The 15,059-nt window shown below is 39.5% G+C and carries 18 protein-coding genes; 8 read left to right on the forward strand and 10 right to left on the reverse strand.

What is annotated here, in order from left to right:
- The first annotated feature begins 76 nt into the window (after positions 1-76).
- Positions 77-841 (forward strand): type I methionyl aminopeptidase, encoded by a 765-nt coding sequence (gene map, locus JMN32_RS04315; RefSeq protein ID WP_202855058.1) that lies wholly within the window; start codon positions 77-79, stop codon positions 839-841.
- Between the two features lie 67 nt (positions 842-908).
- Here the strand turns inward: map and JMN32_RS04320 are convergent, their stop codons facing one another.
- From JMN32_RS04320 to JMN32_RS04340, 5 genes are all read right to left on the reverse strand, one after another.
- Complete coding sequence (locus JMN32_RS04320; RefSeq protein WP_202855059.1) at positions 909-1,439, reverse strand: NADPH-dependent FMN reductase; 531 nt, start codon at positions 1,437-1,439, stop codon at positions 909-911.
- Positions 1,440-1,441: 2 nt separating this feature from the next.
- Positions 1,442-2,179, reverse strand: coding sequence for a head GIN domain-containing protein (locus JMN32_RS04325; RefSeq protein ID WP_202855060.1), 738 nt, complete (start codon positions 2,177-2,179; stop codon positions 1,442-1,444).
- Positions 2,176-3,282 (reverse strand): acyloxyacyl hydrolase, encoded by a 1,107-nt coding sequence (locus JMN32_RS04330; RefSeq protein ID WP_202855061.1) that lies wholly within the window; start codon positions 3,280-3,282, stop codon positions 2,176-2,178. Before JMN32_RS04330 ends, JMN32_RS04325 begins: the two co-directional genes overlap by 4 nt.
- A gap of 97 nt (positions 3,283-3,379) precedes the next feature.
- On the reverse strand, positions 3,380-4,114 hold the full coding sequence (kdsB, locus tag JMN32_RS04335; RefSeq protein WP_202855062.1) for a 3-deoxy-manno-octulosonate cytidylyltransferase: 735 nt from the start codon (positions 4,112-4,114) through the stop codon (positions 3,380-3,382).
- A gap of 2 nt (positions 4,115-4,116) precedes the next feature.
- Positions 4,117-5,493 carry an NfeD family protein gene (locus tag JMN32_RS04340; protein ID WP_202855063.1) on the reverse strand — a complete coding sequence of 459 codons (1,377 nt, stop codon included), beginning with the start codon at positions 5,491-5,493 and terminating at the stop codon, positions 4,117-4,119.
- A gap of 22 nt (positions 5,494-5,515) precedes the next feature.
- Between JMN32_RS04340 and JMN32_RS04345 the strand changes: the two genes are divergently transcribed.
- From JMN32_RS04345 to JMN32_RS04355, 3 genes are read left to right on the forward strand one after another with little or no spacing between them, the layout of a single operon-like run.
- Entirely contained in the window at positions 5,516-6,319 is an 804-nt protein-coding gene (locus JMN32_RS04345) for a DUF4905 domain-containing protein (RefSeq protein WP_202855064.1), read from the forward strand.
- Between the two features lie 50 nt (positions 6,320-6,369).
- On the forward strand, positions 6,370-7,521 hold the full coding sequence (locus JMN32_RS04350; RefSeq protein WP_202855065.1) for a LysM peptidoglycan-binding domain-containing protein: 1,152 nt from the start codon (positions 6,370-6,372) through the stop codon (positions 7,519-7,521).
- 3 nt (positions 7,522-7,524) lie between these two features.
- Positions 7,525-8,298, forward strand: coding sequence for a TIGR02757 family protein (locus JMN32_RS04355; RefSeq protein WP_202855066.1), 774 nt, complete (start codon positions 7,525-7,527; stop codon positions 8,296-8,298).
- A 50-nt stretch (positions 8,299-8,348) separates the two neighbouring features.
- Here JMN32_RS04355 and pyrE read toward each other — a convergent pair whose 3' ends face one another.
- Positions 8,349-8,987 (reverse strand): orotate phosphoribosyltransferase, encoded by a 639-nt coding sequence (gene pyrE, locus JMN32_RS04360; RefSeq protein ID WP_202855067.1) that lies wholly within the window; start codon positions 8,985-8,987, stop codon positions 8,349-8,351.
- Between the two features lie 105 nt (positions 8,988-9,092).
- On the opposite strand from pyrE, the gene JMN32_RS04365 reads away from it, so the two are divergent.
- Positions 9,093-9,797 (forward strand): NUDIX hydrolase, encoded by a 705-nt coding sequence (locus JMN32_RS04365; protein WP_202855068.1) that lies wholly within the window; start codon positions 9,093-9,095, stop codon positions 9,795-9,797.
- On the opposite strand, the gene coaD is transcribed toward JMN32_RS04365, so the two are convergent.
- The 4 genes from coaD to JMN32_RS04385 form a co-directional block, all read right to left on the reverse strand.
- The gene (gene coaD, locus JMN32_RS04370) at positions 9,794-10,249 is read right to left on the reverse strand and encodes a pantetheine-phosphate adenylyltransferase (RefSeq protein WP_202855069.1); all 456 of its coding nucleotides are present in this window, start codon (positions 10,247-10,249) and stop codon (positions 9,794-9,796) included. The two genes, JMN32_RS04365 and coaD, sit on opposite strands and share 4 nt — an antisense overlap.
- 15 nt (positions 10,250-10,264) lie before the next feature.
- Positions 10,265-11,152 (reverse strand): DUF3822 family protein, encoded by an 888-nt coding sequence (locus JMN32_RS04375; protein ID WP_202855070.1) that lies wholly within the window; start codon positions 11,150-11,152, stop codon positions 10,265-10,267.
- A gap of 3 nt (positions 11,153-11,155) precedes the next feature.
- Positions 11,156-11,965: a hypothetical protein gene (locus tag JMN32_RS04380; RefSeq protein ID WP_202855071.1), complete on the reverse strand. Its 810-nt coding sequence runs from the start codon at positions 11,963-11,965 to the stop codon at positions 11,156-11,158.
- A 78-nt stretch (positions 11,966-12,043) separates the two neighbouring features.
- Positions 12,044-12,529: an NUDIX domain-containing protein gene (locus JMN32_RS04385; RefSeq protein WP_202855072.1), complete on the reverse strand. Its 486-nt coding sequence runs from the start codon at positions 12,527-12,529 to the stop codon at positions 12,044-12,046.
- 85 nt (positions 12,530-12,614) lie between these two features.
- Here JMN32_RS04385 and JMN32_RS04390 point away from each other — a divergent pair, with 85 nt between their 5' ends.
- The 3 genes from JMN32_RS04390 to JMN32_RS04400 all read left to right on the forward strand — a co-directional run bounded on the left by JMN32_RS04390 (position 12,615) and on the right by JMN32_RS04400 (position 14,973).
- Entirely contained in the window at positions 12,615-13,061 is a 447-nt protein-coding gene (locus JMN32_RS04390; protein ID WP_202855073.1) for a PaaI family thioesterase, read from the forward strand.
- Positions 13,062-14,468 (forward strand): ATP-dependent DNA helicase, encoded by a 1,407-nt coding sequence (locus tag JMN32_RS04395; RefSeq protein WP_202855074.1) that lies wholly within the window; start codon positions 13,062-13,064, stop codon positions 14,466-14,468. It abuts the gene before it with no gap.
- Positions 14,469-14,541: 73 nt separating this feature from the next.
- On the forward strand, positions 14,542-14,973 hold the full coding sequence (locus JMN32_RS04400) for a DUF1573 domain-containing protein (RefSeq protein WP_202855075.1): 432 nt from the start codon (positions 14,542-14,544) through the stop codon (positions 14,971-14,973).
- Positions 14,974-15,059 lie beyond the last annotated feature (86 nt).

Here is a 15,059-nt window from a genome sequence, read left to right on the forward strand (position 1 = left end):
AAAAAGTCATTAATTTAGGCCTCTTTTGCTTTACGTTTGTTTATATGGGAATAGCCATTACAAAAACTGAAAAACTATGTCAATAACATGTGAATATGAATTGCTGGGAATGAGAAAGATCAGCGAAGTGGTAGGTTTAACTCTAAAAGAAATGAGAGACTACGCCAAACCGGGCATGACAACAAAACACCTGGATGAGTTTGGAGGAAGTATCCTGAAAGATTATGGTGCTGCGTCTGCTCCTAAACTTACCTATGGCTTCCCGGGTTGGACATGCATTAGTGTTAATAATGAAATAGCCCATGGTATCCCCTCAGTTAAAAGAGTACTTAAAGAAGGAGATCTTGTCAATATTGACGTGTCTGCTGAACTTGATGGGTTTTGGGCAGATAATGGAGGTTCATTTGTTTTGGGTGAGGATGTATACGGTCACGAGGAATTGGTGAATGCATCGAAAGATATCCTTCATAAAGCTATCCATAGTATCAAAGGAGGTGTACGTATAGCAGCAGTGGGAAGGCTTATCGAAACAGAGGCCAGGAAGGCTGGGTATAGGGTCATCAAAAATCTGACAGGTCATGGAGTAGGAAGGAGCCTTCATGAAGAGCCAGAGGAGATTGCCAACTGCTATGATCCCTACAATAAAAAGAGGTTCAGAAAAAACTCAGTAGTGGCGGTGGAGACATTTATTTCTACAGCTTCAACAATCGCCAACACGCAGCATGATGGCTGGACTTTGATGGGCAATCGTGGAGGATACGTTGCTCAGCATGAGCAGACCATAGTAATAACTGGAGGCAAACCGGAAATATTGACAGCCTGCAATGGTATTTGGGACTAATCATTTTCGCCTTTTCCATAGCAAGCTGTTGTAGTTAAGCAGGGGCATGCCCTGCTCTTTTTTGATTTTAGAATTTCAATAGCTTTTTGGCCTGATCCTGAAGTAAGGTCATGTAAAGCTCATTGATGATTGTGCCTTCTTTAAAGTGCTGCTCAATATGTGATAATTTGGGTTTGAGAGCCAGCACGTGCATGCCACAGTAGTGAAAAATATCGGTTAGGTGACTTAAGGCAAGTCCAGCACCTTGAATGCCAGATGAAAGACCTACTAAGGCGCACTTCTTATCTCTGAAGCTATCTGGGAATTTTAAGCCATCAATAAAGGCTTTTAGTACACCGGGAAATGAGCCATTGTATTCAGGAACAATGAATACAAACTTTTTATTTTCAGCCATCAATTCTCGAAAATGATTGAAGGCTTCGTTTTTCCCTGCATTATTATATAGAGCAGAAAAAGCGAAGTCATGAGGAAGTTCGGTTAAGTCTATAATTTCATTTTCTACATCAAGCTCATTTAATATGGCCTGGTAGATTTTTGCTATTTGGGAGGATACAGAGTCCACGCGGTTCGTTCCGCATACAATTACAATTTTTTCCATAGTTATTCTGTTTCATCAATCAGATCGCCTAGATTTTCAAGGCTCACATCAATGACGGTTGGTTTTGTTTTTACATAGATTAGGTCACCTGTTGAAATGATCCGTCCGCTAAGTTCATCGGTTACGTATACAATAATATCATTTGTTCCTCTGTGAAAGATGTTTGCATTTGCAACTTGAAGATTGTTTCCCTCAAGTCGTCCATCACCGGAAGCGAACATCACTTTTAGATTCTCTACGGTTCCTGACATGTAATAGTTTGTGATATCGTTACTCACTATGCTCAGTGAAGCACAATTCAAGTCTAGTTTAAAATCTCCGCTTTCATCTTCACTGATCAGGATTAAACGTGGAAAATTAAGGGTTCCGCTCGAACTTATCAAGCCGCTGCCCGCAAGTCTTATTTCTGATATGTTCGGATGGATAATCTTGACTATAGGAAAGTCGTAAGGTCTTACCCAGTTACATGAATTGTCGTTTCGTATAAGTAGCTGGTTACCTGAAACTTCATAATGGATGTCGCTGATCAGGTTTTCTCCAGCATTTAGGGTCACTAGTTGTTCCGTACCCTGTTCTAATATTACATTTAGGCCAGAGTTTACCTCTAACAAGTTGAAAGGGTCCACGTTCAGAACAACCTCAGTGGTACGGCCAGCTTTTTGAAGGCAATCCGGTGCATTGGCCGAATCGCAGCCATAAATCAATATGATCAGTAATACTATAAAATATCTGTAATTCATTTTACCCTCCAACCTATGGCAAATTCTGCCGCTTCTGCTTTTGCTCCGTGTGATTTCACCATCAGTGAGCTATAGATTTTATCATTAATGTATTTTCTCACTCCGAGTCGAAAATATACCTTACCATAGTAATCATATTCATCATAGATGTAATAACCAGCTTGTGAGATAAGAGATGTATTATTTATAAACAGTTCATGACTCAGAGCCATGCCTATACGGTGCCAATCCGGTAAATCCGTACCTTCTAGCCTGTAGTCATACTTAATATCATTTTTCATTGATAGCGAGGCAAACCACTCCAACGTTATACCCAGTGCACTTTTGTGATTTAGTCGTTTGTCAGCCAAAGTACTCAGTACCCAAAATGGTCGGGAGCCAGTACCAATTTTTGAATATTCGTGCATGCCTGTCGATAGTGTAAGCGTATAGCCCAATCCGGAGGTATTTACCGGCTCTTCGCCAATATAACTATGCTCTGTAGGCTTATAGTTGATCAGGTATGATAACCCTAAATTACCGCTGACAACATTTATACCGGAGTTAGGTTTTTTTATGGCTCCATTAGAAAAATGAGTAAAAGCCAGATGGGTGTTAAGGAATAGCCTTTCAGTTAACTCTAGCTGATATTCAGCTTGAAACAAGATGCCAAAGTTGATGTCGGTACTTAAAGCGTTATTTTTATTGTTACTCTCTTTGTTATATTTGTTGGTGTTATACCCTAATCCCAGACCAATCTTATACTTGAATTGACTCTTGGCCTGTTTGTTTTTGTTGACGTAAAAACTGAAGTGAGGTATAAGCCCAAATGATTTACCCAGGCGCTCATCTCTGTAGTCCAGGTAAATGAAAGTGAACCCAATATCCGGGAAATTATATCGTTGCTGCCAAGCCTCGGTACCATAGCTTTTCTGATCATAGGTAATCCGGAAACCAATCGGGTGTTCCGTGATCAGATGGCCGATCTGCCGCTTATGTTTAAGAATAAATCCTTTAAAATAATCAATACCAATAACTTTATTGTTATTGTTGCGGAACTGCCCTAGGCCCAGAGAGGGGAGGGCAAGGCAAAAAATAAGTATGATTCCTCTAAAATGTAGCATTAGCATTAATCAGCAATCCATACTGAAGGTAACTGAAAGCATTACCGTCTTTTAAATGGTATGCATATTGAAGTGCGAAATTAGGCTAATTCATTCGCTAGTAAAAATTTTTAAGTTTTTCGAGGTCTTCCGGGGTGTCTACACCCACTGACGGGTATGTTGTTTCTGCCACTTTGATCACATAGCCGTTTTCAATCCAGCGCAACTGTTCAAGTGATTCTGCCTGCTCTAAGCCGGATACTGATAAATTGGTGATTTGTTTCAGAATATCGCTTCTGTAGGCGTAAATCCCAATGTGTTTGAAATATTTTCTTTCCTGTAGCCAGTCTTCCTTTTTAGCATTTCGATTATAAGGCAGCGTGGCACGACTAAAGTAAATAGCGTTATTGTATATATTGAAAACGGCTTTAACCACATTCGGGTTGAATAGCTCCTCCCGATCCTCAATTTGCTTGACAAGTGTCCCCAATTGGGTTTGACCATCGAGAAGGTCTGCCAGTAGGTCAATTTGCGCAGGATTAATGAATGGTTCATCCCCCTGGATATTGATTACGTAGTCATAATCCTTGTTTTGAAGGGTCAACGCTTCATAGCAACGGTCAGTGCCACTTTGATGATTTTCGCTAGTCATACAGGCTTTGCCGTCAAAGGTGGCAACTTCTTCCATTATCGCCTCATGGTCTGTCGCAATAACTACATCGTTTAGTAAAGCTGATTTCTTGGCTTGCTCATACACCCTTCTAATCATGCTCTTACCACCTATGTCTGCCAAAGCCTTTGCTGGAAATCTTGTAGATCCGTATCTGGCAGGGATTATTCCCAAAATGTTCATTCCTAATTGTCTAATTTAACTTTTAAAGATGTACCTTCGTCGCTCAAAACTACAATCTTTGCATCTTTTTCTATATAGTCTCCCCGTGTGTAAGCATCATAAATTTCTTCGTTTATGAGTACTTTGCCGCTAGGTCTGAGTACGGTATAGGCGGTGCCTTTCAAACCTACCATAGACTCTGTTTTAAAATTGGAGGTATACCCCTGGTCTCTGCCCATAGTATCCATTAGGGCTACCCTGGCGAATACTTTGCTATTGGTTAACCTAACGCCTCCCACAAATAGCAGTACCATGCTGCCTAGTAAACCTGTCAATGTCGCACCAACGGCAATTAGTAGCTCATTAAACCCTACAAAAGAAAAATCAAAAGCATCATTATTAAGCATCACCAATACGAGTGAGCCTATAGTGATAGCAATACCTAAGATTCCTGCAATACCAAAGCCAGGTATAACAAATATCTCCAAAGCTATGAGTACGATGCCTACAAAGAAAGCTATGATTTCCCAGTTTTCAGCAAGTCCAGTGAGGTAGTATGGGACAAAATACAGGATAAGAGCAATAACGGCTGCAGCAATGGGAAATCCCACACCTGGTGTCTGGAGTTCAAACCAAATGCCTCCAATAATAACCAGAATTAAAATGCCACTGACAAAAGGGTTAAGAAATATAGATATAATCTTTTCAGTACCGCTTAGTTCATACTCTACAATCTCATAGCCCTCCACTTGGTTCCTTTTCAGAATGTCCTCTATTGAGGTTACCTTACCTTCACAAAAACCGTATTGAATAGCCTCAGCGGTCGAAAATGTGATCACTTGGCCGGCTTTAGTTACACTATCTATTTCAATGGATTGATCCACCATGGCTTCAGCAATTTTTGGGTCACGCCCCTTCTCTTCAGCGATTGACCGCATCGTACTTCGCATGTAAGACTGATACTTATCAGGAGCGGCAGCGCCGTCGGCAGTTACTACAGTAGCAGCCCCAATATTGGCACCAGGAGCCATATAGATACTGTCGCAGGTAATGGAAATTAAAGCACCGGCTGAAGCAGCATCCTTATTAATGAAAACCCAGATGGGCTTTTCAAAGTCGAGGATTCTTTCCACGATATCTTTTGCATCGGTGACCGCACCACCATAAGTGTCCATTTCAATGATCACATAATCGGCATCAATGTCTTCAGCGTGAGAAAGGGCCAGGTCAACATATCGGTTCATTCGAGGGTCGATCTCCGCATCAATGTGCATAACCATAACCTTTTTCTCAGAGGATTGCGCTATGGCCGATATGCTGAGGCATAAAATGAAATATAAAAGAATATTAAACTTTTGAATGATCACTTTGTTGCGCTTATTTATGATGTAATTTTGCATAAATTAACAAATAAAAAGGTTGGTGGGAAAGCTCAATTTAAACTTTTCATATTCATTTAACGGCAAAATCTGGAATATAATTTCACATCATGAAAAGGAGCTGTTACTGCTCGAAGTTCGTGAAGATGAGAAATTTCAGGTGCACTATAACTTGTTGAATACCCGTACCGGACAATTTGTATTAGAAGGTCTCACTTTTGAAGAAAGCTGGTGGATCGGGGCAGCCTCTTTGACAGGAAATATAATACTATTTTATACCTTCCCGGATCAGGACAATCCTGACGTTAAGGATGTTTTTGCCTACGACTTTCAGCTAAAAAAAGTTTTGTGGAAAAAGGAACATCAAAACATCATAGATGTAGCGGGTGGTAAAGCTTGGTTGATGGATGAGGACGGCGAGACTGCGACTTGTTATAACTTGCTGACAGGTGACTCTCTTAAAATGAACGAGAGTAGTATTATTTCAGCAAATGGGAAAGGAGAGGTGGAAAATAAATTTTTAAAAAAACCGTTTAACTACCGTGAGGGAAGTGATTATTTTAATACGGTGAGTCAATTTTTAGCTGCCAGTGTCAGCCTACATATTGTAAAGAGTGTAGATTACTATGAAGACGATCAGGTACTGATAATGTCTTTTTACTATCCTAATAAGAATAATAAACTGGCAAATGATTTGCTGGCGGTAGATCATAATGGTAACCATTTGCTAATGGAGAAGCTGGGAGACAACCTTAACGGAATAAGCGATGATACTTTCTTCATTTATGACAACAAGCTTATCTTTGTAAAGGACAATGTGAATTTTTTTATATATCAGTTAAACTGAAACCTATACATGTACCGTATTGCGTGTGACCTTAAACTAAATCTATGGACATGAAATTTTTTTTATCAGCAGTAATATTTTTTAGTTCTTTTCAGTTGCTGGCATCAACCATGCCGGTTGACTCTGTAGGCTTAGAGAAAAAGGGAGGTAAAACATTTATTCTCCATAGGGTAGAAGAAAAGGAGACATTGTATTCCTTGTCAAGGAGGTATAATGTCCCCATTAACCAAATTATTGAAAATAACCCGCCCTCGGAATTTGGCCTTGAGATTGGTCAGATTGTCAGAGTGCCCTTTTTAGAAAAGATAGCCAAAAAGAAGGATAGAGCCGAAGTGGTTGATATTGATAGCTATAATAGCCCCAAAAGTGAGCAGCTTCAGAATGATAATAATAGGGAAAAGGTTCATGTTGTGAAACCTAAGGAAACTATGTTTTCCATATCTCGAATGTATAGTGTTAGCATAGAGGATATTAGAAAATGGAATAATATAGATGGTAACATCCTGGACATAGGCCAGAGGTTGGTCATTAGAAGTGGTTTAAGTAGAAATATTGATACTCAGCATGTTGACCGGCCTGAGAAACGTGGAAAGACGCATGTGGTGAGTTCAGGCGAAACATTGTATTCAATTTCAAGATCGTTTAATGTGACCGTGGACGACTTGAAGACATGGAATGAGCTGATTGATAATGATATAAGTATTGGACAGGAGTTGTTCGTGTCAAAGCCTATCGTTGTTATGCCTCAAAATAACAGACCCATTGTACTAGAAGAAACGGTATCCAAGGAGGATGTAGGTGCTGATATTGATGATAAGCCAGGGAATGAGACCTCCTCTTCTGATCCTAAAGCCAGTGATTCAGGGGATGTGAAAGCTGATGTAACAACTACTCCGGTAAATACTACTTCCGAAAAATCAACAAGTAATTTTGCTGAGATATCAGAATCTGGTTTGGCAGAGCTTATTGAAGGGTCCGAAAATACCAGGAAATATCTTGCCCTCCATCGTACGGCCAAAATTGGCACTATCATGAAGGTTAGAAATGAAATGAATGATCAGGAGGTATTTGTTAGAGTACTTGGGCGTCTTCCTGATACGGGGGTTAACCAAAATGTTCTGATAAAAATTTCCAAATCAGCTTACGATAGGCTAGGGGCAATTGACGCCAAATTCAGAGTTTCCATTTCATATATTCCATAAAGGTTGAATTTTAACGAGCTTAAAGCCTTTCTCGATGAAAAAGCAGGGGAATATAATACCCCTGGGTTTATAACCCATGATCCCGTTTCTATCCCTCACCTTTTTACCCAAAAGCAGGATATAGAAATCGCTGGTTTCTGGGCGGCTGTTTTAGCTTGGGGGCAGCGCGTCACTATTATCAAAAAATGCAAAGAGTTATTCATGTTAATGGATAATGCACCTCATGCATTTATTACTGGTCATGAGGAGTCTGACCTCAAGCGATTTCTGAGTTTCAAGCATAGGACATTTAATGCTACGGATACCCTTTATTTTATTGCGTTTTTCAAGTGGTATTACTCACAATATGATAGTCTGGAAGATGCTTTCCTGAAGGGGGTGACCTCAGATTCAGACAACATGGAGATGGGACTGAGCAATTTCCATCATTTTTTTTTCAGTCTTCCTGATTACCCTCACCGGACACGGAAACATATTGCTACACCGGAGAGGAAATCTGCATGTAAGAGAATTAATATGTTTTTGAGGTGGATGGTGAGGAAAGATGATTGTGGTGTTGATTTTGGTTTGTGGAGTAGAATTGATCCGGCACAATTGGTTTGTCCTTGCGATTTGCATGTGGATCGTGTAGCAAGGAAGCTTGGTTTGATCAAAAGAAAGCAAACTGACTGGCAGGCAGCCGTTGAATTAACTAATCGATTGAAGGAGTTTGACCCAAAGGATCCTGTAAGATATGATTTTGCCCTATTTGGACTAGGCGTTGAAGAAAAGTTTTAGTACAGGCCCAAAATGTTTTTTCAGGCTCTGTATACTACATCCATATTTCTTTAATCTTTCTTCCAGTTGGCAGGGTCTTCCCTCCAGGCTTCCAAAGATGCTATCTGATCCTTTTTGATGTAGTCACGTTTCAAGGCTTCTTCAATCAATAAGTTGTAGTTGCTAAGGCATATCAGGGGTATCCCTGCATCTTTGAAGTTTTTGTCCGCCAGGTCAAATCCATATGTAAATATGGCTGCCATTCCCAGTACTTCTACACTGTTAGCTTTAAGAGCTTCTGCCGCTTTTAGAGAACTTCCTCCTGTAGATACCAGGTCTTCTATAACTACTACTTTCTGCCCTGGAGTTGCTTTTCCCTCAATCATATTTTCCATACCGTGGCCCTTGGGCTTGGAACGAACATATATAAATGGCAACCCCATAGCTTCAGCTACAAGTGCGCCTTGAGGTATACCAGCAGTCGCTACGCCTGCAATGGCCTCAACGCCACTGTACTTCTCTTTAATGGCCTCAACTAAGCCATTTTTTATGTAAGTACGAATATCTGGGTAAGACAAAGAAAGTCGGTTGTCGCAGTAAATAGGTGATTTCCAGCCTGAACTCCAGGTAAAAGGATTATCCAGGTTTAACTTGATTGCTTCTATGTCCAGTAGTTTTCCGGCTATGGTATGGCCAAGGCTAGTATTCATAGGTAATATCTTTTCGTTGCGAATTTATGGATTAAAAAAGTTAAATTCTATTGGCGTGCTGCCAAATATTTTATTCATTTGTGAGATAAATTTGACTTTTTTTGGATGAACCTTTTCATCAATGACATCCCGGTTACTATTGTCAACGCAACTGAGCGACCGGATAAGCGGGAATTCAACTATATACTAAATGCCGAGACTGAGCCTATAACCCAGGCAAAGCTTTTGCATAGAGTTTGGATAAAACACGCCAAACGTGAGGAGATAGACCATATTTTTGATCTTCTTGATACCACTATTATACCAGGGCTAATTTCTCTTACCCTCACAGTAGATGACTATGAGGATATGAGGAAATTTCTCAAAAAGAAGTTTAAAATTATCAAGGCAGCTGGAGGTATCGTCAGAAAAGGCGATAAACTGCTAATGATATATAGGCTTAAAAAATGGGATTTGCCTAAAGGGAAACTGGATAAAGGGGAAGACGAGTACACCGCTGCTGAAAGAGAGGTAGAGGAGGAATGTCATGTAAAAGTAAACATGGGTGAAAAAATATGTACAACCTGGCATACATACACTATGAAGAGGAAGAAAATTCTAAAAAAGACGGTATGGTATGCGATGGACATCGTTAAAGACTCTAAAATGAAGCCTCAGATAGAGGAGGATATCGAAGAAGTAAGGTGGATGACTCGCAAAGAAGTATTCCATGCTTTGCAGGACTCTTATAAATCGATAGCTTTCGTTTTCGACAGGTTCTTCAAAAAGGAGAAACTGCAGATTGAAAAAGAACAAAACTCAACAGACTAGATTTTGTAGGGAAGGAAGTCGCTAACATCTCCACCATAGCGATGTACCTCTCTAATAATAGATGAGTTAATAGCTGCCAACTCTGGTGATGTAATCAGAAACACAGATTCGAGATCTTTATTCAGGTGTTTGTTTACTTGAGAAATGCTGTTTTCATATTCGAAATCAGTAGTGTTCCTTAAGCCTCTAAGAAGGTACTGAGCTCTATGTTTTTTTGCCCACTCTGCTGTTAGCTCATTATATACGATAACTTTTATGCTGTCATATGAGGTAAATGTACCATCAATAAGAGCAGCCATCTCATTAACATCAAAATAGCGATGACTTTTTTTGCTATTGTGACCAATGGCAATGATGATCTCATCAAACAGCTTTAGTCCACGAATAACAATATCTTCATGACCTTTAGTAAAAGGGTCGAACGAGCCTGGAAAGATGGCTATTTTTTTCATATGGAGTAGTTTAACCTAATCACAGAGGTGAATGCTGTAGAGATCAAAGAAATGGTGGTCCTGAACTTCATCGAAAATGTATCCGTAATTTAAATAGTCAGGACGATCTCCAAAAGATATATTCTTTATGAATTTATAGAACTCATTGTAGTGCGGAGATTGCTTGCCTATGTATCCCCAAAGAACAACATCACTGGTTTTTTGATTTTTGTTCAAGCCTTTCATCACCAGCATGATATATTTGATGTAGTCGTTGAATTGTTTGATGCTAAACTGGTTATAGAATTCCAGCTTGTTATTTTTCAGTGTGATGATATGTAACTTAAACCGGTCGATGTAAAGATACATGGTGTTTTTCTTGTTCGTTTTTTCGAAGTTGATCACACCTTCAATAAGGGCACTCGACTGGTGAATAAAACCTACCTCGGCATTAGGGTAGAGGCTGTTAAGCCATTCATAAAGCTCTTTGCGAACTGCGAAAACGCAAATCGCATCTGATTTTATGTGTTTGTAGTAAAGTATTTCCTCATGCTCAGGGTCAATGGTTGAGTTAAGTTTGAGGTAATCGTATAGGGCCTCTTTAACAAAGAGCGCTGAAGGAACCAAGGAGAACTTGCTGCTTTTTAAGCTGATTCTGACAGTTTTCCAAAAGCCCGCCATCAATAGATGGTGTTCTTCGAAAAGGGTCGCTAATAGCTCCTTCAGCGCTTTATATGACTTTACACTTGCTAATATATAATCTTCAAGGAGAACACATCGGTTATTAGTTGAGTCAACAACAGCTATTTGCAAATCTCTGATCCCGATTTGGATCATGAGATTGTACTGATGAAGTTTGTCTATATCAAACTTTTCATCTTTTATCTTCTTGATTAGCTTGTAGCTGATTGTTGCAGTATCCAATGTTTATTCCCAGTTTCCTGAAGTTGTTACATCTGTTTTAGAGCCAAATCTCAATGGCTTTTTATTCTTTGCATCGGCATCTTCTTTTCTTGTAGGGTCAAAAGGTTTAGGGTTAACAACCTCTATAACATCCACAAGAGCTCCGCTTTTGTCTACCTCTGCAGCATAGATTTCAAATTTTACATCCCCATACCCTGGAACATATGCCAGACGGTCGATATTAACGTTAGGGTCAAACTTAATCTCTTCCAAGGTCATCAAAAGTTCACCTTTAGTAACCTCCTGTCCTTCTGATAAGCTTTCTTGCTTAAGAACAGTTCCATTTCTTCTGAATTTGTGAGTTACGTCTTTGCCGTTTTGATTAAGAACATATGCCTGGTTACCTTGTTTTACTTCTTTACCAACTCCTACAAGGTAGTTTTTGAATATACCGTCGTTAGCGGCGTTAACGTTATGAGTTGCTTTAAAAATTCTCTCTTTGGCAGAAATGATCCCTAGTGTATCGAATGTTACAATGGAACTATCGGCACCATAACTTAATGTTACTACTCTTTCTTTTCTCTGAATGATAGGGTATCGGCCATTCTTAACAAAGTTAATCAGTTTGTCCCAATCGCTGGTATAGTTGCCATGCACTTCCAGATATACAGTCTCAGCTTCACGAATAAGCTTTAATTTTTCGATAACAGCGGCTTCATTGTCGGCGATCAGTTGTTTCTGGTCAATTTCCGACTTAACACTGTCTACCAAATAATAACCTAACGCAAGGCTCGCAATTAGTAGGACTATAGAGATAATTTTGGTAACATTCATTTCTTACGTATTTTTTGATTGCAATAATAAAGATTTTGTGATGTAATACATAATTAATCAAAGTGCTATTTTATGCAATTATTGGCAAAATTTAAAATAGCCTCTCATATTTAACAGTGATTCCTGACTCTTAACAGAATGCAGGGCATTATGTAAGATTTCATTGGACATAACCACTAAATTCTGAAAAGACACAAATTCAACTTTCTTTATTATTTGATCTTTAGCACCAACCTCAGGATCAATGCCTTGAATTAGCTGTCCATTCAAAATATCTACACTAAAAAAGAGTTCTATTGCATGAAGAGGAGGCTTTATGAATTCATTAACAAACAGGAAGTCTGTTACATCAACTCTAAGGCCTGTCTCTTCCAGAAATTCTCTTCTAAGGGCGGCCTCTGTTGATTCCCCGAACTCAATCCCTCCGCCAGGTGGTACCCATAAGTTGTCATCACTATTCAGACCTTTATGGTTAACAAGTAATAGGGCGTTATCTTTTATGCAAATACCACAAACCCTGACCCTTACTTTATTCCCATAGGCACTTTTAATCATTTCATTCATTTAATTAATTTACTACTAATTGCTTAAAACTATAAAGGTACAAGTGATATCTTATATTTGTGGCAAACACATAATTATACTCGTCATGATCAAAACCCTTAATCAGGAATATAAGAGCCGTGTGGAACAATACCTTAAGAGGCAACATTTTATGAGGCATATTGATTTTTCTCTTGATGTAATTGAGGAGGGGCGTACTGAAGGTTGGCTGAATATAGAAGAGATACACAAACAACAGAAAGGGCTTGTACATGGAGGGGTTATTGCCACACTGGCTGATATTACCGCGGGGTTTGCGGCCTATACTTTAGTGTCCGAAGATCAGCATGTAGTGACAGGTGAAATTAAAGTCTCTTACCTCAACCCAGGAATAGGCCAAAAATTGCATGCAAAAGGATGGGTACTTAAGCAAGGACGGAAAATGAATTTCTGCGAAGCTGAGGTCTGGTGTATTAATGGAGAGACAAGAACACTTATTGCCAAAGCGACAACTACTATGGTGACTATTTTTCCTGAAGATATGCAACGATAGATGCCTCGCCCATCGCAAATACTGCTCAATAAATTTCCGTTTACTGCAACTTCGGGGCAAGAGTTGCTCTTTCGCTCTATGGACGACTTCCTTGAGGAAGAAAATGAAAAGTCAGTTTTTATAATAAAGGGTTATGCAGGAACAGGTAAAACCACAGTGATTAGTACTCTGGTAAGTACACTGCCACTTTTTAATATGAAATTTGTTTTGCTGGCGCCAACAGGTCGTGCGGCCAAAGTAATGTCTTCATATTCGAAGAGAATGGCCTTTACCGTGCATAAGAAAATATACAAACAGGTAGGGGAGCAAGGGGAAGGTCCTGCATTTAAAATGCAAAGCAACTATGCGAAGAATACTATTTTTATCGTTGATGAAGCCTCAATGATAAATGAGGAGCGTAGTTTTGGAGGTACAGGCCTGTTAACAGATCTTTTTAGCTATGTTTTTTCTGACCTATCCAATAAGTTGATACTTGTAGGGGATGACGCACAGCTGCCGCCTGTTGGGCAGGAGCTTAGTCCTGCTCTGGAAAAAGGCTATTTGGAGGCAAATTTCCATGCTTCTGTGCGCCAAATTACACTAACGGAGGTGATGAGGCAGGAGACAGACTCAGGAATCCTTTTCAATGCAACAAAATTAAGGAATGAGCTAAGCTCAAAATCTGCTCCGGTTATAGGTTTTGAAACTAAGGGACATAAGGATATCTTTCGGATGACAGGAGAAAAGATGGAAGAGGGACTCAGGTATGCCTATGATAACTATGGAGTTGAAAACACAATCATAATCTGCAGATCGAACAAACTTGCCAATAACTATAATCAATACATTCGTGCCCGTATTCATTTTTATGAGTCTGAATTGGAAGCTGGTGAAATATTGATGATTGTGAGAAATAATTACTTGCATGCTCCTGATGATGTAGCTGGCAACTTTTTGGCAAACGGGGACTTTGTCGAAGTGATGAAAATTGTATCCTTTGAGGAGATGCACGGATTTCGTTTTGCCACTTTACGTTTGAGAATGGTTGATTACCCATCAGAGAGTGCTTTTGATGCCAAGGTTATCCTTGATACTTTATACACTGAGACCCCGGCACTTTCCGAAGAGCAAAACAGGCAACTGTACGAATCCGTTATGCTGGACTATCAGGATCTGAATACTGTTAAAGCAAGGAAAGAGGCTATGAAAAGAGATCCCTACCTGAATGCATTGCAGGTTAAGTTTGCGTATGCGCTGACTTGCCATAAGTCTCAAGGTGGGCAATGGAATGCAGTATTTGTTGATCAGGGTTACCTTAAAGACGATAATATAGATAAAGAGTACATTCGGTGGTTGTACACTGCATCGACGAGAGCGACGGATCAACTATTTTTAGTGAACTTTAATAAGAAAATGTACGTATCTTAAATGTGAAAAACGGGCAGGGTTATTGTTTGTCAGCCTATAAATTTATATTTGCAATACATTAAATCAATATTTTATGAAAACTCTTTTGGTATCTATTTTCGGCATATTCGTGATTTTCAATGCTTTGGCGCAGGAGTCTGCCACTCCTACGGAAAATACAAATGCCCCCGTTATGACTTTTGAAGAAACAAAGTTTGATTTTGGTGATATTCACCAGGGAGATAGGGTGGAGCATGTATTCACCTTTGAAAACACAGGTAATGAGCCATTGATCATTACTAATGTTCAGGTAACATGTGGCTGTACTGCTTCTGATTGGCCAAGAGATCCTATAGCTCCTGGACAGGAGTCAAGCATGACGATTAAATTTAACAGTACAGGAAAGCTAGGAATGCAAAACAAGGTAATCACCATTGTAAGCAATGCAGCTAATCCAAATAACCGATTGACAATTACTACTAATGTATTACCAAAGAAGGAAAGTGGCGATACCGATAGCAATTAATTGGTCTTAGAAAAGATAGAAAGAGGCTGTCTCAAAAGTCTCTCAAAAGAAAGGCTGGCGAAAATTCTATCGCCAGCCTTTTTAGT

The organism is Fulvivirga marina (assembly GCF_016775155.1).
Classification (GTDB): Bacteria; Bacteroidota; Bacteroidia; order Cytophagales; family Cyclobacteriaceae; genus Fulvivirga; species Fulvivirga marina.